The organism is Variovorax sp. KBS0712 (assembly GCF_006323185.2).
GTDB lineage: Bacteria > Pseudomonadota > Gammaproteobacteria > Burkholderiales > Burkholderiaceae_C > Variovorax > Variovorax boronicumulans.
Window position 1 is genome coordinate 529,633 of record NZ_VCCD02000002.1, and the last position, 22,827, is coordinate 552,459.

At 59.5% G+C, this 22,827-nt stretch carries 21 protein-coding genes; 6 read left to right on the forward strand and 15 right to left on the reverse strand.

The annotated features are described in order from the left end of the window. Positions 1–3: 3 nt before the first annotated feature. Positions 4–543: a hypothetical protein gene (locus tag FFI97_RS19355; protein ID WP_139702640.1), complete on the reverse strand. Its 540-nt coding sequence runs from the start codon at positions 541–543 to the stop codon at positions 4–6. A gap of 140 nt (positions 544–683) precedes the next feature. Here FFI97_RS19355 and FFI97_RS19360 point away from each other — a divergent pair, with 140 nt between their 5' ends. The 4 genes from FFI97_RS19360 (at position 684) to FFI97_RS19375 (ending at position 4,214) form a co-directional block, all read left to right on the forward strand. Then, positions 684–962 (forward strand): excalibur calcium-binding domain-containing protein, encoded by a 279-nt coding sequence (locus tag FFI97_RS19360; RefSeq protein WP_139702639.1) that lies wholly within the window; start codon positions 684–686, stop codon positions 960–962. A gap of 2 nt (positions 963–964) precedes the next feature. Next, positions 965–1,453 carry a hypothetical protein gene (locus tag FFI97_RS19365; protein WP_139702638.1) on the forward strand — a complete coding sequence of 163 codons (489 nt, stop codon included), beginning with the start codon at positions 965–967 and terminating at the stop codon, positions 1,451–1,453. A 69-nt stretch (positions 1,454–1,522) separates the two neighbouring features. Then, entirely contained in the window at positions 1,523–2,710 is a 1,188-nt protein-coding gene (locus tag FFI97_RS19370) for an energy transducer TonB (protein WP_260685056.1), read from the forward strand. A gap of 478 nt (positions 2,711–3,188) precedes the next feature. Further along, positions 3,189–4,214, forward strand: a complete 1,026-nt coding sequence (locus FFI97_RS19375; protein ID WP_260685057.1) for a site-specific integrase — start codon at positions 3,189–3,191, stop codon at positions 4,212–4,214. A gap of 360 nt (positions 4,215–4,574) precedes the next feature. Here the strand turns inward: FFI97_RS19375 and FFI97_RS19380 are convergent, their stop codons facing one another. The 11 genes from FFI97_RS19380 to FFI97_RS19425 all read right to left on the reverse strand — a co-directional run bounded on the left by FFI97_RS19380 (position 4,575) and on the right by FFI97_RS19425 (position 15,936). Then, positions 4,575–5,624, reverse strand: coding sequence for a hypothetical protein (locus tag FFI97_RS19380; RefSeq protein ID WP_139702637.1), 1,050 nt, complete (start codon positions 5,622–5,624; stop codon positions 4,575–4,577). 39 nt (positions 5,625–5,663) lie between these two features. Continuing rightward, positions 5,664–7,544, reverse strand: coding sequence for an AAA family ATPase (locus FFI97_RS19385; protein WP_139702636.1), 1,881 nt, complete (start codon positions 7,542–7,544; stop codon positions 5,664–5,666). Next, positions 7,541–8,047, reverse strand: a complete 507-nt coding sequence (locus FFI97_RS19390; protein WP_221937700.1) for an ABC-three component system middle component 2 — start codon at positions 8,045–8,047, stop codon at positions 7,541–7,543. The genes FFI97_RS19385 and FFI97_RS19390 overlap by 4 nt, the downstream gene beginning before the upstream one ends. Beyond that, a complete protein-coding gene (locus tag FFI97_RS19395; RefSeq protein ID WP_139702635.1) occupies positions 8,032–9,120 on the reverse strand; it encodes an ABC-three component system protein in 1,089 nt (362 codons plus the stop codon). The genes FFI97_RS19390 and FFI97_RS19395 overlap by 16 nt, the downstream gene beginning before the upstream one ends. Before the next feature lie 43 nt (positions 9,121–9,163). After that, complete coding sequence (locus tag FFI97_RS19400) at positions 9,164–9,760, reverse strand: recombinase family protein (RefSeq protein WP_139702634.1); 597 nt, start codon at positions 9,758–9,760, stop codon at positions 9,164–9,166. A gap of 545 nt (positions 9,761–10,305) precedes the next feature. After that, positions 10,306–10,575: a YkgJ family cysteine cluster protein gene (locus FFI97_RS19405; RefSeq protein WP_139702633.1), complete on the reverse strand. Its 270-nt coding sequence runs from the start codon at positions 10,573–10,575 to the stop codon at positions 10,306–10,308. Then, complete coding sequence (locus tag FFI97_RS19410; protein ID WP_139702632.1) at positions 10,572–12,194, reverse strand: hypothetical protein; 1,623 nt, start codon at positions 12,192–12,194, stop codon at positions 10,572–10,574. The genes FFI97_RS19405 and FFI97_RS19410 overlap by 4 nt, the downstream gene beginning before the upstream one ends. A 71-nt stretch (positions 12,195–12,265) precedes the next feature. Further along, a complete protein-coding gene (locus tag FFI97_RS19415; RefSeq protein WP_139702631.1) occupies positions 12,266–13,360 on the reverse strand; it encodes a chemotaxis protein in 1,095 nt (364 codons plus the stop codon). A 53-nt stretch (positions 13,361–13,413) separates the two neighbouring features. Then, positions 13,414–13,578, reverse strand: a complete 165-nt coding sequence (locus tag FFI97_RS33635; protein ID WP_185993665.1) for a hypothetical protein — start codon at positions 13,576–13,578, stop codon at positions 13,414–13,416. Continuing rightward, positions 13,575–14,519 (reverse strand): helix-turn-helix transcriptional regulator, encoded by a 945-nt coding sequence (locus FFI97_RS19420; RefSeq protein WP_139702630.1) that lies wholly within the window; start codon positions 14,517–14,519, stop codon positions 13,575–13,577. Before FFI97_RS19420 ends, FFI97_RS33635 begins: the two co-directional genes overlap by 4 nt. A 331-nt stretch (positions 14,520–14,850) precedes the next feature. After that, positions 14,851–15,936, reverse strand: coding sequence for a helix-turn-helix transcriptional regulator (locus FFI97_RS19425; RefSeq protein ID WP_139702629.1), 1,086 nt, complete (start codon positions 15,934–15,936; stop codon positions 14,851–14,853). A 285-nt stretch (positions 15,937–16,221) separates the two neighbouring features. On the opposite strand from FFI97_RS19425, the gene FFI97_RS19430 reads away from it, so the two are divergent. Continuing rightward, the gene (locus tag FFI97_RS19430) at positions 16,222–17,814 is read left to right on the forward strand and encodes a hypothetical protein (protein WP_260685058.1); all 1,593 of its coding nucleotides are present in this window, start codon (positions 16,222–16,224) and stop codon (positions 17,812–17,814) included. Then, positions 17,811–18,200, forward strand: a complete 390-nt coding sequence (locus tag FFI97_RS19435; RefSeq protein ID WP_139702627.1) for a hypothetical protein — start codon at positions 17,811–17,813, stop codon at positions 18,198–18,200. Before FFI97_RS19430 ends, FFI97_RS19435 begins: the two co-directional genes overlap by 4 nt. 1,133 nt (positions 18,201–19,333) lie before the next feature. On the opposite strand, the gene FFI97_RS19440 is transcribed toward FFI97_RS19435, so the two are convergent. The 3 genes from FFI97_RS19440 to FFI97_RS19450 form a co-directional block, all read right to left on the reverse strand. Beyond that, positions 19,334–19,621, reverse strand: coding sequence for a hypothetical protein (locus FFI97_RS19440; RefSeq protein ID WP_139702626.1), 288 nt, complete (start codon positions 19,619–19,621; stop codon positions 19,334–19,336). 219 nt (positions 19,622–19,840) lie between these two features. Next, positions 19,841–20,941 carry a hypothetical protein gene (locus FFI97_RS19445; RefSeq protein WP_139702625.1) on the reverse strand — a complete coding sequence of 367 codons (1,101 nt, stop codon included), beginning with the start codon at positions 20,939–20,941 and terminating at the stop codon, positions 19,841–19,843. Between the two features lie 50 nt (positions 20,942–20,991). After that, a complete protein-coding gene (locus FFI97_RS19450; RefSeq protein ID WP_139702624.1) occupies positions 20,992–22,209 on the reverse strand; it encodes a hypothetical protein in 1,218 nt (405 codons plus the stop codon). Positions 22,210–22,827: the final 618 nt, after the last annotated feature.

Genomic DNA, 22,827 nt, shown 5'->3' on the forward strand with positions numbered 1-22,827 from the left:
TTTTCAATCGTTCTCGTCTTCAATTTTCTTGGCCGCTTGGAGCACAAGGCCTCGCCAACCAGGAAGGTCAGCGTCAACCTGATATCGCTCACTCACTATTTTTTTAGCCTGGCGCTCAACCTCCGGGTCAAGCACCGTGCCGAGCATCCGTCTCGCTGAGAGATTCTTCCCACTTCCAATGGCCGAGGCTTGGGCACGTTGCTCGAAAACTGCCTTCAATGCGCGCAGCTTCTGGCGGCTTTCTTCTTGGCGCTGCTCGTGTTCGACCTTCAGCTTTTGCAGAAGACTTTCAGTGTTCGACTCAAGCTGTGCTCGCTCCTCAGCAGTCAACCGTCTGTCAGTCGTCGTGTACGCCGCAGCACGTTGCTTCGAGGTCCAGCCAAACAGTTTTCCGCAGCACTGCGAACCGTAGAGCTTCAGGCCTTCGTCAGCTTGAATCACGTGGATGGCGCGATAGACACCGTGGTTACACCCAGGAGCTTGGCAGCGAATACGTTGCTCTTGCTCAACCTCCACCACGGCCAGGAGAGTTGGTTCAGGCACGGGTTGAGCCCTCCCGCAAAGCTGTCAGATAGGTCTTGGCGACCCGTACACGAAAAAAACTCACGCGCTCCCTCCCGTCCCGACGAAAACAAAAGGCTGTAAGCTAGTGTAAACAGGCGTAAGGGCGCCAGGAGGGAAGAATGTTCAGGTTGTTGGTGATAGCCGCGTTGCTCTTCGGCGCCTGGAAGGGGTACGAGCACTACCAAGCGAAAAATCTCGCCCAGCGCGCGCCTGCCGCGGCTCCATTCAGTCTGACCTCCACGAGTCAGCCCTCGGCTTCGTTCTCCTGCGACGGTCGCAAGTACTGTTCACAGATAACCTCTTGCCAGGAAGCCACCTACTTCTTGAAGAACTGTCCAGGCGTGAAGATGGACGGCAACAATGACGGCGTGCCCTGTGAACAACAATGGTGCCGGTAGAAATGAAGGCTATGCGAAAACTAACAGTTAGCCTGGCGCTCGCAGGACTGAACAGTGTGGCCTTGGCAGACGCCCCACAGTTTCAGATGTTCGCCTCGGACTTGAATAACGTTCTGAGCTGCAAATACACCAAGACCACGCCTCCTGATGAGCTCGGCGGTACTCTCTACATGTGTATCGCGGGCAAGGCCGAAACCGCCAAAGTCTTTATCAACAAGGACGAGAGAACCGGCAAGGTCTTGAATCTCAAAATCATGTGGAATGATTGGTTCAAGGACCTGGGCTACGGCATTCACCCCGATAAAAAGGAAGCAATCGATTTCATCACTCTGCTAGGAAAACGCCTTTCTCCGGCTGTCACACCTCAGATGCTCAAGGCCTTCGAAGGCAAAACCCCTGCCACTTTCACCACAGATGCCTGGGTGGTGAAGTACACCTACAACCGAGGGCCGGCGATTGACGAGCGGTTGCTCGTCTTCACGCCGAAGTAGACCGTTGTTGATATCGTTGTAACTCCAGAGAAGGCAACTGAGCTCAACGCCGCCGGAGGAGACCGATTCATGACGATAGCAAGGAAGACTCCGGCCACCACAGCAGTTGTCGCCTCCCTCAAAGAAAAAGCCATGTCCTATCGTCTACGAGTTGGCGTCCTGACCACCGCTTGCGCCCTCTTCAGCCAGGCATACGCACAAGAGGCCTGCAGCTCATTTGACGGCCAAATTGTGCAGCCCGTGCGCGCCAACGTCCTTTGGAAGCGCCTCGCGAGTATCCCCAACGTCAAGGGTGAGTACGAGACCACCGAAGCCTATGAGGCACGTGTGGCAAACGCCCTAGGCGACTTGGCAGGGCAAGTCATTGTTGACGTCCCGATTGATTCGAAATTCATGGTCTACGACGCCGATGCCAACCGACTCGATGTTCAAAGTTATGCCTTCTCCAATGGGACCACAAAGTACAGCGGCGTCTTCGGTTACGGCACACCGTTCGACGGGAAAATCAAGTACGGGATGAGCGGCAACAAGGATGTCGTCTATCCCTCCGAAGAAGTCCGGCTCGGTAGCTACCTCGGTGTCACGGCACTGGGCGCCAAGGTGCGAGTGTCGAAGATTCGCCGCACCACCAAAGCCATTTTCGAGCGTGAGGCTCGATGGAATGAGGGGCTCTTTGCCAACCCCAAGGCGGCCATGTCATTTGACAACATCACGCCGGCGACCGCTCGACAGATGAAGGCCACCGCCAAGGCTGCAATCGTCTATTCACCCAAGGCGCCCTACTTCGCGAAAGGTAAGTTTCCCTGGGGTGAGCCAACACTTGAAGGTCCGATGGACATTGACGAGACCATCGAGGTGGCTATTGGCACCATTCATTGCGCACTCCTTCTAGACAGCACTGGGAAGGTATATGCCGCAGCCGCCACCACGACCACGAGTACCGGGCGTCCTCTAATGATTGAGGCCCAGCAGGAACTACTTGGCCTTAGCGGCTACGCCGGAAGAATCGCAGCAGCAGTGCGCCCCAATATCACCTTCCCTGAGGCGGATAGCATTCAAGGCAACCCAGCAGTGGAGCTTGAAGCTCTTCTCTCACCAGACGGCACCATCACGAGCTCTCGAATCGCCAAATCCAGTGGCAACGATGCATGGGACACAGCCGCTCTGCGCGGTCTTCAAAGAACAGCCAGACTTCCTCGCGATGTCGATGGAAAAGTTCCCTCGACGTTGACGCTCAGCCTTCGCCCAAAGCGCTGACCGGCAGCTCGCTCAGTTCTTGTTTGTGTTGGTCAAGATTGCGATTTCCGACATCATGGAAGCCTTCGAGTTGGGCCTCATTGAGCATTTTCCTGAGCGTCCGGGGACCTACTTGACGCTGGAATCCCAGTCAGAACGACAACGCTGTGGGTTGCCCCTCTCCGCTAGCGCCTACAACGAGCGCGCAAGGAAATCACGCCTTTGCCTAGGGCGAAAATACCTGGCAAAATTTAGCTGACGCCAGCAGGCGTTCGCTGGGCGGCCGCGGGGATTTTCATCTCGGTGCGGCCGGGCCAGGTCCAGCACCCTCCCGGGCTTTTTCTCTCCAAATCCCCCTCGTCTCTGACGTTCCGTCGCCGGTACGCGCTCCGCAGCCATTGCGGTTTCGCTACCGGCTTTTTTGCGTCTGCCGCTGGGTATCGAGAAGCCGACATTCTCGATACCCGCGCCATGCGCACTCCATTTCCTAAGAGCTTTTATGGAAAAACCACAAGGTTCGCCCGCGTCCGTCTTGAAAAAAGGGCAAGAAACTCAGAATTCCACCCTGTCTGCCACAGCATCCGAATCGACTCACGTCGACAGCGCCGCCAAGCTGTCGAATCCGATCGATGACACGCCGTCGGCACTCGCCAATGGCTATATGGCGGCATCGCAATCAAGTGCTACAGCGGCCGCCTATGCGCTCGACGAGAAAATGTTCCGTGCGGCCGGGGGCACGATACCGGCGAGCCCACGTCAGATCGTGGATTTTTTGGCCGCGTTCGCTGGGAAATTGGCCGTTGCAACCTTGGAACGGCGGCTCATCGGTATCCACCATGCGCATGTCGAGCGCGGCTTGGTTTCGCCGGTGCATCACCCCGTAGTGAAGAAGACCATGGCCGGCATCAAGCGCACATTTGGCGTGCGCCAACGCCGCGTCCGGCCGATCCTAAAAGACGACTTAGTGGCGATGATGGTGATGTCGGACCGCCAAAGGCCGAAGAAAGCCGCGCGCGACAAGGCGCTGCTGTTGATCGGATTCGCCGGTGCGTTCCGCCGCAGCGAGCTGGTCGCGATCGAGCGCGAACACGTGACCGAGCACAGCAACGGCCTTGAGATTCTGCTTGTTCGTTCCAAGACTGATCAGAGCGGGGCCGGACGAACCGTCTTCGTTCCGCATGCCAACGGTGATCGCTGCCCCGTGTTGGCGCTGCAGGAGTGGTTGACGATCTCCGGCATCGGCACCGGCTACATCTTTCGCGGCGTCGACCGTCACGACCGCGTCGCCGATGAGCCTCTGACCGCGCAGTCGGTGGCGTTGATAGTCAAGAACGCGATCGAAAGGGTTGGTGGCCCCAGGGCCGACGTATCCGGCCACTCGATGCGCGCCGGCTACTGCACACAAGCTGCAATTGCCGGGCTCCAGCCGTTCCAGATCAGGGAGCAAACCGGCCACATGTCCGACGCTACGCTCGCGCGCTACATCCGGCCAGTGGCGAAGCGCAAGATTCCGTCGTTACTTTAGGCAGACTTACAGGCCGGCCTACGGCCAGTTGGTGAGCATTTGCCGATCGCTTCTCACTGAACTAATTGCGTTGCCGTCCTTGGTGATGGTTGACACCCGGGTCCTTAGACGACTCCCTGCGCCTGAGCCCTCGAAACCATGCGGCCACTGCAAGCAGTGAACGCTGCCGGCACAGCGCCACCATACGCATGTCATTTCGTGACGTTGTCCAGTTGGGTCGAAGGTTCGACTTCGTTGCGGTGCTTTGGGCGACCAGCAACTTGTGCGTGCTGTTGGGCTCGGTGCTTTGATAAAGCTGTCCCGTGCACCGGGCGAACTCGCGTCAACTGCTCTCAGCTTAGTGGCGCGGCAACTCGCTAGTCATATGGCGACCCGAACCCAAAGCGCCACCGTGACGCCTGTCGGCTGTAGTTCGTGGACGTTGCCGCCGGCAACGAGATGCGCGTCGCCATAGCCAGCACGGAGTTCGGACGTGGCTGCCTTGACGTTCGCCAAGACCCCCTCAGCCGTCGAACACTGGACCAAGGCCAGTACGCTAACCACGCGGTCGCCAGGGTGGCGCTGCTGAGCAGCCGCTACCATCGCAGCGCGCGCTGCCGTCGCGGCGTCGGGTCCCGCGCCAGAGGCAGCTTGGAGGGTCTTATCGCCGGCGGCCAGGGCCACCAGCAGATCCTCGTGGTCGAACGCAGGGCCAACGACGCCTGAGAAGCGTGATGCGATGTGATCTTCCGGCGAGTTTGCGAATGGTCGCCCATGGAAGACGGGACGAGCCGGCGCCGCAGCGCCGCAAGGGTCGGGAGCATAGGCAATGCACAGGCCGAGCTTCGGCGGCAACTGCTCGCGAAACGACTTGTCCCAATGTCCAGCGTTGCGGGGGCGGCATTCGTCCCAGAACTCCACGAGGTCGACCTGGCGGGCGTTGGAGCAAAAGATCCCGAGCAGCATCTTGGCGTCCGGAGATATCTTCAGTGGCATGGGATCGCCAGCCTCTGTGTCCCGGTGGCGCCTGAGTTCGATCGTGACGCGCTGGTCGCGGCGTGCGCGATTTCGGATCTGATCGAGACTAGTGAGATCCTTCTTCAGGGCCTCAACGCTGGGAAAGGTTCTTGGGGTGTACTTGATCTCGACGGCAAGTAGGACTTCACGGCCCAGGCACACCAAGGTGTCGATGGCGATTACGCGCGCCGGCTGCGCATCCCTGTCGGGGTCGGCCGGGACGGCGGGTACGTCGACCGCTGCTTCGATGAAGATGCGGTACTCGCTGGAAATGACTTCCAGTCGAGATCGTAAGTGAAAGTACAGGGCCGCCTGAAGGCTGCGCTCGGAATTGAGCTTGCGAGCGCCGTAGTCGTTGCAAGCCTCGATCCATGCAGCGCGCCATGCATCGATTGCGCTTTCCACTGGTTCCATGCCGATACTTCTCCTTCTTGGCGCATTGCGCTGGATGGTTCAACCTTCTGACTTGGCTACATAAGGGAATAAGCCGTACCTGCCGTGATGTGGGTTCTTGCCAAACATGATCGACTGCTCGCGCTTCCTGATTACATCCGGGGGATCGGTGTTTTCCACCACGATGACCTGTGTATCAGCGGCCAGGGCCTCTAGATATGCATAGAACCGCTCCTGAAGATCGGTACCAGTCAGGTCATCTTCCGTCCCGTCAGGCTCCCTGTATGCAAGCAAGGGGGAATCGAGCACGACAAATCCAGTGTGCGGGATATGGCGCGACCGACAGAAGGCCAGCAGACCGAGCGTGAACGCCGCATGCGTGATCGCGCGAAGACCTTTGCCAAAGGCGCTACGCGACTTCCCTGCAATCACGAGGTCGCGCGTCTTGGAGTCGAAGTACACGTCTCCGGCCTCGGGAAAGTGCCAATCCGTGAGGATGCCTTCAACAGTCTTGGCGAAGCCATGGGTCACAGTGGTGGGAATGTCTGCGCCGGCAAGCGCCCCTGCCTTCTCGTCTTCGGCGCCCTTCTCAAGATCGGCGCGACGGCGCTCCATGTCTTGTACGGTGGCGTATAGCGCAAGCGCCTCGCGCACCTCCGCGCGCTTGTCAGCGAACTCGGAATATGACTTGCGAAGAGTCGAAAGCTTGGGCGCGATCAGTTCTTCAACAGCCCCGGAAATCGCACCCAGGTCCCGGACGACTGCAGGTAGCTTCCGGTCGAAGTTGGCGCTCTCGCGTTCAAGAGTGCCGACAGTTTCCGAAAGCTCTGCACGCAGGACTTCGATTTTGGAGATCTCCGTTCGCGCGGCCCGAACCACTGCATCTGTGTCTCCATTGCATTCGGCATCGGCGCGGTGATGAGCAGCGGGTGCGGCTCCGCAAAGCGGGCAATGCCCGGCACCCAGCACGTTAAACAACGTCCCGCCTTCCTCAATGGCGCGCAACCGATCAATATCGGATGCGTAGTGCTTATCGAGTAGGCTGAACCGCTCAAGCATCGCCCCAACTTCGGCGCGCCGTTCGCGGCCTTCCTCCAGTTTTTTGCGCAATTCGCGCCGCTTCCCGGCCGCCTCTTGGAACGCGGCCTCGGTGGTGTTCACTTGGGCGGCTTGTTGACGGAGTGAAGTGTCGAGCTTCTCAAGCTGCTCTTCCAACTCCTTCGGGCTTTTGGTCAACTCCTTGAGCCGATCGCGATAGTCGTCAAGAAGCTGGTCCAGAAGTTGAAGTTGTGCCTCTCGCGACAGTTCCTCCGGCTCCCGCTTGTTGCTGGCAACCAGCGCCGAATCGTCCGTCCCTGTCAGAAGCAGCTTGAATGTCGCGAGATTCGGGGTATTGGCAATGGGGTTGCCGTCAAAGAGCGGAGAGCTTTGCTGCGTGATTTCTGTCTCGTTGACGATCATCAATCGCGCGATATTGCGAAAGCTCAGACTGTTGGTTTCGTTCCGGGAATTCTTTCGGACACGCTTTCCACCAAGACCGCATAGGCCCAGTAAGAATGAAGACAGGTTCGCGTCATTCCTGTCACTGTGCTGCTCGTCAAGCTGCTTGAATGGGACGTCGGTCTCAGGTGGCGTCTCATGCAAGCCGTCATAAAGTCGAAAGCCGCCCCCGTCCATGCTGCGCCAAAGCGTGAAGGACTTCTCATCAAGTGTCTGAAGACCCAGGAGAATGAGGTCGTAGCCGACACGCTCCGGGATGTCGCGCAGAGGCGGTTTGCCACCGAGCATGAAGTCGATAGCTTCGACGATGAACGATTTTCCCGAGTTCGATGCGCCGTAGACGACGTTGAGGCCCGGGCCGAAGGGTACGGTTGCGGGCGGCTTCTGCGGGCCGAAGAAGCCGAGGAAACGCAAGCGCAGACCGGGGGGAGTTGCCGTCATGCTTCGCTTCCCAGGCTCTGTTCGACGTGCTGGAACTCCTCCACCCATTTATCAAAGAAGCGGCGCATCATGCCCTTGAATTGTTCATCTGTGAGGTCGCCGAGGGTTTCTACAAGCCAAACGGCGCGATCCTTCAGGGCCAACAGATAGCTGGAAGAGACCGTTGAAAGGAAAGGCGCCGCGTTCTCGCCTGCGCCGTATTTGATGCCTTCGGCCGTGACTGAACGCTCCACCAGATCGCGAGTCATCATGAGAAGCAGCGACTGCTCGACCAGCTTGCGCCGCACAAGCAATTCCGCCGAGTGCATGGGCGTCGGCGGATGCAGGTTATCTGGGCCATCAATATCGCCCGTATGGACAAGAAGGTAGTCAAGCGCGACGAGTCGCTGAAGGTCATAGGTTTGTGGATAGGCGGCGCCAAGAATCGAGACCGCGCGGATGCCGGCCTCGAGCGGGCCATTGAACGTGATCGGCTTACGTTCCTGGCTCATGATCGTGTCCACCGCAGGCGGTCCTCGTTCACTAACTGATGGCAGATTCCGTCCCGGTCCTTGGGGTTCGTACAGGTGATGAGGGCATTCGCCGTGATCTGCATATCGCGAGCCGCCTTGGTGACCGCGCAAACCTTTTCGTAGCCATCTGCATGGTTCGCGTCATGCGTGTCGATTACGCCATCGTGGATGTCGTCCAATAGGGACTCGAAGGTGCCGGGTGGAACGCTGTCGCGTGCGAAAACGCGCAGCGACTCGGCCTCATAGAACGCCTCGCGCTGTCGGCGGAAATGGTCCTTGAACTTCGACGCGGACAAGGCCGAGGGATCGGTCACGATTGTCCCTGTGTGCTCACCGTATGCGCCGAGCAATTGCGTCACGTAGCGGCTTTCGGCAGCGGCGACTTGCTGGGGCGGCTTCTCGGATGCGGGCCGCGACGGTAGCCCGCCACCAAAGCGCGCCGTATGCACCGGTGTTGTCCTGTGATCGTCAACCAGTTGGAGCGCAGTTTTGGCGTCGAAGATTGAGAAGTCGAAGGCGTCCACATAGGCCCGGAGGTTCGCGTCGAGCGAAACCGCCTGGGTGCTTGTGATCGCTTCCTTGACGTGCTTGTCCCAGTTGGCAATCAACTCCCCTCGCAACTTCGTGGCATCCGCAAACAGGCGGCTGAGCGACGTGCCGGCACCACGCGGCGATACAAAGTAGTAGCGACGGGGAGCCGTGTATGCACCGTTGTACGAATACCAGATGACCTTGCCGAATTCGACCCAGACATCGCTGGGCCTGATGGCATGGTCGTAGTGCTTGCACTGGTAGTTGTCCCACACGCCCTGTAGGCGCTTATCGTCAATGAACCCGGCAACGTCGATCCCCATGTCGCCGGCGCCCGAAAAACGTTGGACGTGCATGTATTTCGTCGCGAGGCAGTAGTAGACCCACTCTTCGACGAACCCCTCCCACTCGTCTGGCGAGTAGGTCATGAGCCTTTGCTGAGGCGGAATAACGGGGCCATTCGCCACTTGGGCGGCTGTGACGGCGGTCGCGGGGACCGGCGGCTTTTTGATGTCTTTCCAGTTCTCCGGCATGAGATGCGTTGCCCTTGTTCTTGCTTTCCCCGATTTTGGACGATCATGCCTTCAGGTATTGATACACGCTTGCCCGGGAAATCCCCAGCGCCTGCGCGATATCCGTCTTCGGCATACCGGCTGCGGCCATCTCAAGCAGCGTCGCCGTCGCCGCCTCATCTAGCGCCGGCTTTCTTCCCTTGTAGACGCCCTTGGTTTTCGCGATGACAATGCCTTCGCGCTGGCGCTCTTTGATCAGCGCGCGCTCGAACTGGCCGACCGCTCCGAGAAGCTGCAACATCAGCATCGAGTACATGGCTTCGTGGGACTTGTCTTCTGAGCTGGGCTTCTGGAACGTCAGCTTCTCTTTCATGAACTCGACCGTCACGCCCTTGCCGGTCAACGACTCGACCACGTGCTGCAAGTCCACGAGGCTGCGTGAGAGCCGGTCCATGCTGTGGACGTACAGATGATCGCCATCGCGCACGTGACTCAGCATGGCTTGGAGCTGCGGTCGATTTGTGTCTTTGCCGCTGGCCTTGTCAGTGAAGATTTTTTCAAGCTCCAAGCCTTCGAGCTGGCGCGCGTCGTTCTGGTCGGCGCTGGAGACGCGGACGTAGCAGATCCTCTGGCCGGTAGCGGATTTTTTCGGTGGTGTCATAGGCTTTCGCTCCGAGAGTCGATGTCTAAATTGACTCTATAAGGCATTTCGGAAAATGTCGATAAATTCCAAAAACAAGCCTATCTAGACACGAAACGGCGCCGTCAAACATGTCTGACTAGCGTGTACTTCAGATGGACGACGCGGGGCATCTGCACCAGAAAATCAGCCGCGACCGGAACTGAGCGGTCAAGACCGTCGCCAAGCCGCCGAATCCGGCCGCCAAGCCGCTTTTCGCGTGTGGTGATAGTTCGGTGGCCGGAACGCACTCAAGCGCCACTGCAGTTACCTGTGAGCGGAGCGGAAAAAATCTTCCGTGCAACCAGAGGCGCGACGCCGGTGAGCCGTGCGCAGATGGTGGAGTTTTGGCCGCGTTTTCCTGGAAAGTTGGCTGTCCCCACCTTGGAGCAATTGCTCTCCAGTCTTCACCATGTGGACATCTAGAGCGCAGTTCAATTTCTCCGGTGCAGGACTTCGTATGTAGAGGACCATAGATGCGACGAAACGCGCGCTGCGGTAGCCCTTGATCACTCGACGTCTGCGCGCTACTTCTCGCCGACGGTCTGGCGGATGATCACGCAAGCATCCAGATTCAGCTGAACGAACTCAGCCCAGCTGAACTGCTGGGCGTAGTGAAGCTCGTACTGCCGGTCGACTCGGCACACCTCTGGTCGCTCGTTGTAGATACTGCATGCACTATTCGAGTCTTCGTAGTGACGACACGTACCATCACCACGGTCAAGATGCTGTGTCGCCTGTGCTCGATAGACCTGACGACAACAAGCACCGCACCGATTGCACGGAAACTCGCTCATGTCGTTGACAGCGACGCCAACCAGAGACGAGTGGATGCTGCGTCGCCCATCCGGAACGGAACCTCGATGCCGCGTTTTTCGAGTGTGGCTTGCAGTAGTCTCGACTTCATCAGCTCGTCGTTGCAGCTCTGGAGTTCGGAAGCGAAGTCCTCCAGCTCAACTGCGTCAAGACCAAACTCGATCCGAGCAAGCGCATCCAGCTCTTTGTCCAGCATCGCATTGATAGCCTGAAACTGCTCCAGTGTGCCGGCATAGGCCTCGCCTTTCAGCAGCGCCCAGACTTTCTGCATCGGTGCGCTGTGCAGAAGAAAATACTCCAGACAAAGCGTGACCAGCCCCGTGACCAATGCCGCGCCAAAAGCCGCTAGCTCTGCGCCAAATGGAAACTGCAAAACGGGTGCGAGCTCTGCGTGGACCATCGCACCGATCACGGTCCCAATACCAAGCGAAAGGATGCTGGTCACGGCTTGTGCAAGCTCCACCGTGGAGAGCTTGTCGGGATTGAACGCCAGCAGCTTTACCGCTTTGGTGAGCTGAGACCACATCTCGCGGATGATCTTCATCGCTGCCGCTTGCGTCGTCACCAGCATGTTGAGCATGGTGGTGGTTATCGAGGAAAGGGCCCCTCCAATAGCACTTTCCTTGAAGGCAGCTAGGAAGTCGCGAAACCGGTCAACAAGCCGCTGCCAGATGTTGTGCAGCGTGATTCTCAGTTCTTCGAGCAGCTTGCTGAAATTGAGGTTAGCTCGGGCTTTCTCCAGGATCTCCGGAAGACGTGCTCGAAGTTCGAACCAGAACTCGGCCATGATCAATCCAAACATCTGCCGCATGCCGAGCTTGACGCCGGCGTGTGATGCCGCAGTCGCGGCACCTCCGAGAAATTTGCAGCTCGTGTAATACGCTTGGTTGATCTCTTGGTTGTATGCCTCGCGCGCCTCTCGATCGGCACGCCTCATGCTCTTGACATCGATCTGCTTGAGCTGCTCCAGGGAAACTCTTCTCTTTTCGATCTTCGCGTCGAGCTCTCTCGCTTGATGCTGCTCTTCCGGCGTGTTGCGCGCGATCGTACCTTGACGCTCGACCAGTCGATCCAGCTCGCGTGTCCGATCGCGAATCATGGTGGAGAGTTTCGCTGTGAAATCATCGACCGGCTTCTGTTGTTTCGGCCGGTTGATGCTTGCCACCGTCGACACCAGGTTGCTGTCCCGATTCGCCAACTCGGTGCCGTCGATTTCGGCCAGAACGCGTCCCGCATCATGATGGACTTCATGGCTGGAGATCACGTGATCCAGATCGCGATTCTCGCCAGGCTTCATCGTTGTCTGGCGGTATATGTCTTGCAGGTCGCCCGCCAGATGCGCCGCTTTGTCACGACGACCTCGCTCCTTGTACGCCGCATCTTCGTGATATTTTTTTGGGTCGTACGCGTCGCGCTCGGTATAGCGATCCTGTTCCTCCTGCGTTGCGTAGACGCCGCCGCGGACGTTATGAACCGTGTCCACATCGCCGCCAAGCTTGTCCTTGAAAAGAAGAAAGTCCAGACCGAAGCTTGTGCAAAGGCTGCTGACGACGGTCTTCTCAAGTTGCTCCGTCCAAGGAAAGGTTGCGCTGGATGACATGGTGTGATCGGAAGTGAAAGAAGGATCGATGAAGGCAAGATGCGTCCGAAGCATCTCGCCTGCGCAGCGGTCTATCCGATCGAAAGATGGTTGAACTCTGCCGTTGCCAGAGCGCTGTCGATGGCCTCTTCGTTCAGAACCAAAGAGCCGTCTTCGTCCTTTTCGAGTTCAGGGATGCCTTCGGCATCAGTCGCAGCGCTTCCGCCGACGACCCGCACTTTGAACAGCGGCGTGACCATGACATCCGTGAGGATTGCTGCGATCGCATAGCCGTTCTGCACACTGAGCATGATGTCGTCTTCAAGCTTACCGAGCTCGACATTGCCATCCAATGCCAGTTCCTTCGACACCTCGATGTACTGTGCGACCTTCTTCAGTTTGCCGTGATAGCCCTTGAAGCTTGCATCGATGTGCGTAAGAGCGGCCTTGACTTTGCCCACATATTCCGCCGTGCGCTCGAGCGAATGGCCAGCACGAATCAGCTTGCCAACCACCGTGTCCGCTTCCGCGCTGGCCTTTCGTGCGTTGCTGAGGGCTTCTTCTCCGTGGTTCGCATACGCCCATCCTGCAACGGCCAGCACGGGCGCGGCGACGGCTGCACCGAGGATGGCCGTGCCGCCGGCAATGCCCAAACCACCGGCGCTCAGCGCGCCGCCGCCGATAGCCGCCAAGGTCGCATTGGACGCGGCGATACCGGACAGGGCGGAGATTGCCGTGCCAGTCGATGCGGCCGCGAAGGACATGACACCGCCATAGACAGCAAAGCCGGCGGCAGCGCCGGCAACGCCGGCGCCGGCAACGCTCCCGAGAACGCCAATCGCTGAGAATGAGTAGCTTTGAATTTGCGCAAGCTTATGCTGCGGCAACTTGACTTCGATCTTGTCTTGGCGATCGCGGTTGAGCCTTTCAAGCAGCTCATCTGCCAAACGGGAGAAGTCCTGGAAGCTTGCGCCGATCTGCAACTCCAGTTCGCCGAGCTGCGTCAGTTCTTGCTGCGTGTTTTTCTCCGCCACTGCAACTTCTGAGCGCTGCTTTTCGTAGCGGGTCTTCGCCTTCTCGATCAGCTCGTCGGCCTCGGAATGGCTCTTGTATCCATCTACGCCTTTCTTGACACCGTAGCTGCCGGCGACCAGTGCAACGCCAGCAATAATCAATGGAATGGGCATGACTATCTTCTCCTCAGATTAAAAAAATCAACGAATGAGCGTGATCGCTCGCCTCAGAACCCGCAGTCGAAGTCTTGAACCAGCTGGTTCAACGCCTTCAGAATCTGCACCATGCCTGCCAAGCAGCAGGCGACAAGAAACACGCCTGCACCAAGCAGTGCGATGCGCCAAAAGACGATGACCAGCACTGCAACTGGTACTGCCCACAGTACGTTCATACGACTCCCTCGCTGAGAAACGGTGCATCGGCGCTGGCCGAAGCTCCGGACATGGCTTGGCGCAGGCTCTCGATGTATGCGTCATGCAGCGACGCTGGACGCAGGATTCGCACGTGCGGAGACCAGTAGCGAACCACCGGCAGCAGTTGAAGCGGATGATGGATTCGCGTGGTCACGATCAGCGAGCCGTCCGCGTCAGCGCGATGCTGCTGCTCGGGGAAAACGGGGCGCCGCAGGAAGAAGCGGGCAGCTGTGGCAGAGACACGAAGCAGGACTTCAGTCGTCGACGAAGCGAACCAGGCGCTTCGGGATGCTTCGATCTGCGAGGTGTGAGTTTCGCTTCGCTGGAACCGACATGCGTCTTCAACCTTCAAGCCTGAGATGAAGGCAACGCTGAAGGCCTTGACGTGACCTTCTTCGTCGCCCGCCAAGTACCACACCCCGTGGTCATGGATGAGCTTGTATGGCCGTACCTTGCGAGACTTTCCCTTGTAGTCGAAGCTGCATTCGTGCCGCTCGCGAATCGCCAACTGCAGCGACTCGAACGCGTGCCGCAAGGCACGCGAGTCTTCGCTCACCGGCGTGAGCACTCGCAGCGCACGCTCGCTTGGCGCTAGGCGCAATTGCTCCAGCGCAAAGTCGAGAGTTGGGTTCGGAAACAGCGCGCTGGTGCCGACAAGGTCGGCATAGTCGTTCAGTCGGCCACTTGGAACCGTTCGACCCTGGGAATGAGTCAGTTGCCAAGTGCCTTGGTCGTCACGGTGCGCGATGCTGCCCAGTCGCTCACCAAGATCGCGCTCTATGGTGCGAACATCCACACCGAACTGCTGTGCCAGTTGGTGCTTGTCTATGTCTGCGCCTTCATACAGAAGGGCAAGGATGTGCGCCAAGCGCTGCGCGAGACGTTCTCCCTTGGCGCTGGATTTTCGGTCAGCTGGCATCTTTCTTTGTGTTCGTTGCGATGAGATGCAGCGTATGAACCTGCCCCGACAGGTTGTGTCGGAAACGCATTATGTTACAAATTACGCAAAAAGTCTCATCGCATGTTCCTGCTCGGCGACCGTAGTTCTCAACGCACCTGGGGATGTCTGGGGCGGGCCGCGCACAAGCAGCTGAACTACGAGACGGCACCAGCCAGAGCCGGTCACCGGTGCCACCTCTCCATGACCCGGCATGCGGATTGGGGAATCACTCCGTGACGGCGGCAAGACGCAGTAGTGGATTGATCTTGAGCCTGCTGGCTTGAGCGGGCCGCGACCGGTCTTCTGAGGCCTAGGGCGCCAGCAGGCCCTTGCGCACCAGATCGACCTGCCGCGTGCATTCCATCTTGGTCATCAACGAGGTGACCTGGCTGCGTACCGTGTGCACCGACACACCCTGCAATACCGCATGCTGCTTGGGTGACTGGCCCGCCATGAGCGCGGTCAGCACGCGTGCCTCGGCGGGCGTGATGCCGAAGCTGCTGCAGAGGCTGTCGATGGGTGGCAGCGAGCGCGTGTCGTCGTGGTGGATGCGGATGAAGACCAGTGCCTCCTTGCCCAGGCTGAGCTGAGGCACGGCGGGCACGAGTTCCAGCCGGCACTGTCCAGCTCTTTCATCCGGGATCGAAAGGCGCACCGGCTCGCGGGCTTGCGGTGCATGCTCGAGCGCCGACTGCAAGGCGCGCTGCACCTCGACGCTTGGATGCCAGAGCCGGCCACCGCGCAGGCGCAGCGCGCGCCCTTGACTGAAGAGTTCCTGGGCCCGGGCCGAGGCGCGCAGCGCGGTGCCCCGCGGCGTGACCAGGCAGATCGCTTCACCGAAACCATCAAACGCCGATTCGGCCGTGTCGAACCACTGACGTGCCATCGCATCGCGTTGAGCCATCCCCCGCCGCAGCGCGCTGGTGGCTCGGCGCACAGTGGTGCTCTCCAGGTCGCGCCGCGCATGGCTGGTGGGCATGTTGCGCTGAACGGTCAGACCGCCGCGCCGTTGTGGGCTGTCCTCGATGATGAAGGTCAACAGCTGGCGCATCCGAAGTTGGCACATGAAGTCGATGTAGAAAGCTTCCCTCGACAGCAGAGATGAAGAGAACAGCTCCTGCGTGTCGAACCAGCTCCCGGGCGGCGCGCCGATGGTCAGCGGTGCCACGATGTCGTGCGCAAAGAAGTGTTCCGTGTAGACGCGCTCGGTGGCTGGGGAGACGTCGTGTTGCTGGAAGTTCAGTAACTCGCCGCTGCCGTCGATCAGGATCAATGTAGCGCTGTCGCCCCCGATCAATTGCTGCATGCCTTGCAGCAGCGCCGTCCAGGGCGGCTCCCGGTCGCTCAGGTGCGCGACCGCATCGAGCGTGCGCTGCAGTGCGAGATTCCGATTCATGCGATCTCCCCTTCTCGGGTGGACGCCAGCATTCTTCGTCGGAATGATGCGCGCGCGCTCCGGTGGGTGTCAACGCAGGTTGAAGCATTTCTTCCTACTTCGATCGTCGGCATCGCGCATCATGTATTTGCGTGATGCGTCATGCGGACCACCCTCCCACACTGCTCAGAACCAGGATTCGCTGTCAGGCGAACGGGGTACTCGACACGCAACCCGGGGGAAAAAACCATGCAAGTTCGTTGGACCAGAGAAAGGGCCGTTCCGCTGGCCTGTGCAAGCTTCCTGTTGGCACTGTCCGCCTGTGGCGGGGGAGGAGGCGGCGGAGGTGGTGGCGGCTTTCCGTTCGGCCTCGGGGGCGCCGGGCCGGGTACCAACCCGCCGCCGGCCCAGGGCCAGGTCACCGTCTCCGGCAAGGTGATGGTGCTCGGCCCGGTGAGCGGGGCGCTGGTCTGCGTGGATCGCAACCGCAGCGGCACCTGCGACGAAGGCGAGCCTGTCGCCGCCGCCAAGACTGGCGAAGACGGCGCCTACAGCTTTGGCTACACGCCGGCCGACGAGGCCGCAGCAAGCGAACTTGCCGCTGCGCCGCTGTTGGCGCAGGTGGACGGCGACAACCCCTCGCTGCCGGCATTCTCGAAACCCTTCACCCTGAGCGCACCGGCAGGCCACCGCACGCAGGTCAATCCGCTGACCACGCTGCTGCAGGCCGGGATCGCGGCAGGCCTCACGCCCGAGCGGGCCGAGGCGCTGGTGCTGCAGCAACTGGGGCTGCCGGAGGTCGCACAGTTGTACGACTACCAGGGCGTGGCTGTGACCGATGCCGCGCGTCTCGAGGACAACGCGTTCACTGCCGCGCTGGTCACGGCCGACGCGTTGCACAGCGGCGTGGCCTTGCGCCTGATCGATCAGGCCACCTTCACTCCCTCGGCCTCGGACCAGTTGGCCCGGCTGGACTTCACGAATTTCGACCAGTACGTCGCCCGGACCTACCCGACCGATGGCGTGGCCGACATGACCACCGGCAAGATCAAGATCACCGACCGGCGCGAAGGCAAGACCGCCGGCGCGCCGGCCGCGCACGACACGCTCTACAACCTGCTGCAACTGGGCCCCAACGGCTGGGTGCGCTGCGACGAGAACGCGGCCTTCACCAGCACCCTCGGCACGCCGAGCCGCAGCGAGTACTGCGGCGGCGCCACACAAAGCCTCGGCCATGTGATGTCGACCGATATCGCCGGCCGCAAGATGGCGGAGGTGGTGGCTGAAATGCAGGCGGCGGATGGCAACACGATCTTCGGCGTTGCGCCGTCAGTGGCTCTCGGCAACCCGGACGCCACCTTCCCGGCCGGATCGATGCTGCGTTATCGCCGAGGCGTGGACCTGCTGCAGCCCTATTCGATCAACCTCACCAACGCTGGAGAGCAGACCAACTTCGCGACGCTCGAGGCGTTGGTCGCGGCGTTTCCCGCCGCCAGCGTCAGCCTGCCCGCCGGCACGGGTACCAACAGCCTGGGTGTGGTGGACGCCGCGCAGACACAGATATTGCGCGTGGCATTCACCGGCGCCGGTACTGTGCAGTACTACGTCTGCAAGTTCTATTCCGCAACGAGCACCTTCGACACCTGCGCGGCCACTGGCGTCGGCACAGTGGAAATCCGCCCCCAGGGCGGTGCGCGCGTGATGGTCTTCAACGGCGGTCGGCCACCGACCAGCGTCGGCACGCTGCGCAGCTTCGGTGAGTACGACGGGGCGGTCTACGTGGCGCGCGGCGTCAAGCCTGATGCGCAATACAACGTCGGAACGTCGCGTCGCCTCAACGGCGTGGCCTGGGAGGCGATGAAGCCCGAACTGGGCATCACGACAGGCGGTGCGCCATGAAGCGCGCCCTGTGGTCGCTGTGCGCGGCCGGTGCCGCCGCGCTGGCCGCCGACGGGGCTGCGGCCCAGGCGCCCGATGGTCTGGAGGGCGACTGGAAGGGGCGCATCACGATCAAGAGCGGCCGCCAGTTCGATGCGGACCTGCAGTTGCAGGCCACGGGCGGGACGTGGCGGACGCTGTTCCAGAGCCCCGCCGACCCCTGCGTCGGCATTCCGACGCCGATGCAGTGGCGGCGCCTGGACGGCGGCGACTACGAGCTGCACTTCCAGCCCAGCAAGACGCTCAATGGCTGCCGCGACACCGTCGTCACCTTCCAGCGCGTCGATGCGACCACGCTCAAGGGCCAGTCCGACGCGGGCGCACAGATCGTGCTGACGCGCCGTTGAGCGGCGGTTTCCTACGGAAAGCGCGCCGGGTACGCACCAACTGCGGTGGTGGGCGAGGCGGACCTTGGCCTCCGAAACCCTGGGGTCAACAAAGAAGCACGCATTTTCTATGCGATCAACAACGACAACGACAACGACAACGACAACGAATCCGAACCGTCTGTACGGACTGCCAATACGCAATGCTCGCGTGGATCGCGCCAGTCAAGAATTAGAAGATTCTGCGGAGAGTCAAGCCAGGAAAGTGACCGGAAATTCACTATTCGCCGCGAAGTACTCGCGCAAGGCTGAGAGGCGAACTACGGATTCAAGCATTCGATGCAACGAACCAAGAACTGTGTCGACAGAATTCACAAGATCGCGTTCGGAAACCTCTTGATCGGAAGAGCCTGCATCAGTAGGAAGAGCACCGCTATTCATGATTGAATCCTGGCACGCGGAGGTGGCGTATGAGGAAGTGGATCTCTCTAGCATTGGCACCTGTCATCTGCGGCCTGCTCGTTAGCCAAGGAGCGCTTGGGGCGGAGTTCAACACTGTTCCCCGGGTCCCGGCTGATTCACAGGTAATGGAGGCGGCGCCGGGCGTATCGGCGGCTCAGGCACGGTATTTGGGGCGCTGGGAAGGGCCCCTCATTGGACACAAAGGCCAAATTCCGCACACGCTCGTCGTTGAGCGGATGGAGGCCAACCGTGCAACGGTCGTTTGGTCAACCGGTGACTCAACGGCTACAACTGCTGCAGTTCATCGACTTGACGCGACCGTGACCAAGGAGGGCGATCTGAGCGTCAACACTATCGGGTGGCCCATGGTCTATCGGATGAGTCTGGATGGAACGTCGCTCCAAGCTGTTTACACATACTACGGCAGCGACCTTGTCGGCTCGATGGCCAAGATGTCGGGGCCATCCATTCCCTACTCGGCCGAAGGCGACCGCGTCACGCACTGGCCCGCCAACATCTCGACCATGAGACCTCAGGTGGCCAGCCACGCAGTTCAGGCCACGCTGCCCACCGACCTAAGATCATCTACAGCGGACGGATCACCACGAGCGAGATGGCTGGGAAAGTGGGCCGGCGGGGGGTGCCGGCAGTCATGCAGTATCAAGCTTGCTGTCTTGCAAATAAGCGGTGACTCAGCGCAGGTCGCCGTAGTGTTTACGAACAAAAACGGTGTGCAACTCCAAGGACTGCAGACAGCAAGCTTCGTCGGAGATGAACTTCGTATCGAGGCCGTCGCAGGCCAACGGCTTACTTTCCGCTTTCGTGGTGACGCAGGCCTTGAGGTCTACAGAGTTGCGCGAAACGGTGCCACTGGTTGGGCGTTCATTGAACGCGAAGAGTAGCGAAAGGCAGTGGGACTGGCAGCCCACAGCAGAGTCGGGCGCGATCAGATGCAGTTCAAGATCAAGTGTTGAACGCAAGGCATCGGGCCCTTTTTCTCACTTCGGTAGGTTGTGCTTGATCCGTACCCTCACGGGGTCTGGCAACGTCCTCAAGATCGCTCAAACGAAGCGAATGTCGTTGACAGTCTTCCACTGGCATCCGCAATGAGGTCGTAATTTGCTTGGCGATTTTCGGGCGATATTTCCGTGGGCGAGAGCGCAATCCATTTTCTCTTTCTGTTGCTTGAGTGGGTTGAACTAGTCACGCATGGACATCCAGCCGATCGCGCCTGGAAAAAAGGACAGATGGCCGAGAAGATCGCGGGCATCTACCCAGCCATCACCATGCTCGCGCTGCCAAGTTTCGCCCCAGGAATTGTGGACCTTCAACGCATCAATGCATTGGCTTTCTTTGCAGGCTCGCCGAAACCCGGAGACCGCGATTGCATGGGCCCTGGTTTCGCTGCCGTCTTCGTTTGCGCATTCCTTGGTCGCTTGCCGAAGGGTGCAGACGCTCAGAACGACTGGCACCTTGGTGGTGAGTACGCCCTTGATCGTCCGCAACGATGTTGCGTACTGGGCGACTTCGCCATTGCGGGGCCAGTACTCAAGCTGCTTGTTTGCCGTGTAGAACTGCACGACGTTCGCTGCGCGCGCACACTTCTTTGGCACTAGTACTTGATAGAAATACTCTCCCTGGCTCTTTGCACCGAAGGCGGCAATGAGATCGGAGGCCGAGCTGTTCTGAACCAACGCTTCTATTTCGAGAGAGGCGCTTGCGGCGTACTCCGCAGCGGAGACCCTGTTCGTCCGCCTGAGGCGTTCATGCGCGACCCAGTGAAAGGCCAGACGCTGAAGCAACTCCGGATCGCGCGCGAAATACTGCTCCGCCGGCGCACAAGATTCCTTGGCAATCATCCCACCTGACGTGAATAGGTTGTCCAGCACGACCAACGGAAGTAGAGTGCGATCGATCGTGGCAGTGGTCACGATTGTTTTCGGGTACTCGCGAGCATCGGTTGGAGCGATGCCTCTGCCGATCGTCTTAACATCTACGGCGAACTTGCTAAGGTCCAGAACGGAGGGCCTGCGCTCGGACGAAAGCGCCTTGCAATCAAGATGGTCTTCGCGGCAAATAGCATGCTCGATCAAGACAGCTGCCGCGTACGTATAACAAAGCGGCGCCTGGTGCTGGTCGCGAATGGCCGGCATGTTGGGGACCAGGATTTCGTCCTGAACTTCCGAAAACTGAATAGGGATGCGGCTGAAGCCATGCACTTGGGCGCGTACCGGCGTCCCCTGCATGAGAATTGCGACTACAGCAAGCGCGGCGCCTATGAATGCGGAATGCAGTCCCATTCTTGGTAGGTCCATCGCCATCTCCAGACGGTTCTTGATGCGCTAGCCAGCTATCTGCGAGTAGGCGACGCCGATGGGTCCACGTCCTCGATCCAAGCTAGGTTCTTGAGGGGGTAGCCTGTCTGAGCAAAGAATTTCGATGCGCGAACCCAGCCGCCAGCGTTTTCGTCTTGCCAACGCTGCCCCCAGGAGTTCAATATTCGCACAGCACCCATGCACTCGCCTGCTCGATTGCACATCTGACGCACACCGGAAATGACAGTTGTATGAGCAAGTGAAGTCCCCGCGGGGAGGAGTTCTGTACTCGACACAGAGAGGCAGTTTTTGTCACGCGCGAAACCATCTTTCAGGCAAACGAAGTCGACGATCACCAAGTGATTTGATCGCAGGACTGACTCGATCTTTAGTAGTGATGCCTCAAGTTTTCGATCACTTTCAACCAACGGCCAGTAACGTAAAGTCTGAAATTGCGAAGCAAAGCTAAGTAGATTTTTCGATTCAGAGCAAGCTGGATCAATGAGAAGCCGCCCGATAAATTCCTCGAAGGATTCCGCACCGAGAGCATCACCAACGCGAGCAGCTGGCACGCCGACTGACTTTGAGGTTCCCAGTAGCACGTTCATTTGGGTGCTCGCTAAGGCAATCAGGTCTTTGCGGCAGTCGGGAGAGCTTCTTGCGGACGCGCATGCTGCAAATCTGGCACGGGACTCCCTGTGCAGAACGCGAAGACGAGCGAGGAGGTCAATGCTGGCTTTCTCCTGCGCAGCGCGAGATACGCCGCGGTCCATCGGAATCACACCAGTCGTGATCGGAGCAATCGGTGCACATGCCTCGGTTGAAACCTCTTTGGTCTGGAAGTACGCATTGATAAGCGAAAAGAGGCCTGGTGCTCCTTCAGACACAATGCGGGGGTAGGAGTCGAGATCGTTCTGGTCAGCCGCATTCGGCAGAGATTGCGCAAGGCGCGCAACATCCAGAAGCGAGGGCCGGCGACTATCGCTCAGGGTCGTACAGTTTTGCTTCTGTTGATTGCAACGCTCGAACTCGATTAGAGCTGTCGCAGCAGCGGGGCCGCAGATCCCAAGCGCAATGGGGTCTCGCGGCGCTGGCAGATTGGCGAGGGCAACTTCTGCGCGAACAACTGAGTATTCCGGGGGGACCGGATCGAACCCCGGTATAGCTGCGTGCGACTGAACACACCACGCGCCTACGAAGCTGACGAACGCCGAAAGAAGCCTTCGGCGAGAAGTTGGCTGTCCATTTTTCATGCGTCCTCCTCCAACGTAGCTAATTCTCCGTCGGTAGCTCTTTTCGCCTACCGACGGCGACCAGAGTCACCGGCGCGCAGACCCGCATCGTTCGTCATTTCGTGCCGTGAGGCAATGGGGATTTTGGGTAACGGCGCTTCCGTCGGACGGTCTCGATTGAGGGGCGCGGCATTGCGGCAAGAAATGCGGCCACGATGATTGCGGCGGCTTTGTCGAAATGGACCACTTCATTCACGTCGAGTAAAAGTGGGGAGGTCAGCCCCGTCTCCTTGTGCGAGCGCTGTAGGTTCAGCAGAACTTCCTTCGCTAATTCTCGATCGGCACGCGGTCTTCCGTCGGGATGCATCAACCACCGCCCTAGATGGTCGGCCGAAATCTCCCGAAAAGACGCAGTTACGGGGATGTACCTGTACTCAGCTCCGCCAAGCCGGATCGGCAAGTCGAAGTGACACACGAGCGTCTTGGCTCTTGCGGCATGCACAGGCGATTCAGGTGGAAACATCGAAGATGCAATGCAAAAGGTCTCATGCTGCCTGCAGCACAAGCCGATGGCTACTACCGGCGCCCGTAGTTTTTTACTTCCAGCGCACTCGCGGCAGCTGAAAAGCACGGCACAGC

Excerpts from the sequence above, each read along its gene's own strand:
- FFI97_RS19435 (WP_139702627.1), top strand. The coding sequence starts at position 17,811 with ATGAAGCGCGCCCTGTGGTCGCTGTGCGCGGCCGGTGCCGCCGCGCTG.
- FFI97_RS19410 (WP_139702632.1), bottom strand. The coding sequence starts at position 12,194 with ATGTCATCCAGCGCAACCTTTCCTTGGACGGAGCAACTTGAGAAGACC.
- FFI97_RS19380 (WP_139702637.1), bottom strand. The coding sequence starts at position 5,624 with ATGGAACCAGTGGAAAGCGCAATCGATGCATGGCGCGCTGCATGGATC.
- FFI97_RS19405 (WP_139702633.1), bottom strand. The coding sequence starts at position 10,575 with ATGAGCGAGTTTCCGTGCAATCGGTGCGGTGCTTGTTGTCGTCAGGTC.
- FFI97_RS19360 (WP_139702639.1), top strand. The coding sequence starts at position 684 with ATGTTCAGGTTGTTGGTGATAGCCGCGTTGCTCTTCGGCGCCTGGAAG.
- FFI97_RS19450 (WP_139702624.1), bottom strand. The coding sequence starts at position 22,209 with ATGAAAAATGGACAGCCAACTTCTCGCCGAAGGCTTCTTTCGGCGTTC.
- FFI97_RS19375 (WP_260685057.1), top strand. The coding sequence starts at position 3,189 with ATGGAAAAACCACAAGGTTCGCCCGCGTCCGTCTTGAAAAAAGGGCAA.
- FFI97_RS33635 (WP_185993665.1), bottom strand. The coding sequence starts at position 13,578 with ATGAACGTACTGTGGGCAGTACCAGTTGCAGTGCTGGTCATCGTCTTT.
- FFI97_RS19415 (WP_139702631.1), bottom strand. The coding sequence starts at position 13,360 with ATGCCCATTCCATTGATTATTGCTGGCGTTGCACTGGTCGCCGGCAGC.
- FFI97_RS19395 (WP_139702635.1), bottom strand. The coding sequence starts at position 9,120 with ATGCCGGAGAACTGGAAAGACATCAAAAAGCCGCCGGTCCCCGCGACC.
- FFI97_RS19420 (WP_139702630.1), bottom strand. The coding sequence starts at position 14,519 with ATGCCAGCTGACCGAAAATCCAGCGCCAAGGGAGAACGTCTCGCGCAG.
- FFI97_RS19445 (WP_139702625.1), bottom strand. The coding sequence starts at position 20,941 with ATGGGACTGCATTCCGCATTCATAGGCGCCGCGCTTGCTGTAGTCGCA.
- FFI97_RS19385 (WP_139702636.1), bottom strand. The coding sequence starts at position 7,544 with ATGACGGCAACTCCCCCCGGTCTGCGCTTGCGTTTCCTCGGCTTCTTC.
- FFI97_RS19370 (WP_260685056.1), top strand. The coding sequence starts at position 1,523 with ATGACGATAGCAAGGAAGACTCCGGCCACCACAGCAGTTGTCGCCTCC.
- FFI97_RS19400 (WP_139702634.1), bottom strand. The coding sequence starts at position 9,760 with ATGACACCACCGAAAAAATCCGCTACCGGCCAGAGGATCTGCTACGTC.
- FFI97_RS19365 (WP_139702638.1), top strand. The coding sequence starts at position 965 with ATGAAGGCTATGCGAAAACTAACAGTTAGCCTGGCGCTCGCAGGACTG.
- FFI97_RS19425 (WP_139702629.1), bottom strand. The coding sequence starts at position 15,936 with ATGAATCGGAATCTCGCACTGCAGCGCACGCTCGATGCGGTCGCGCAC.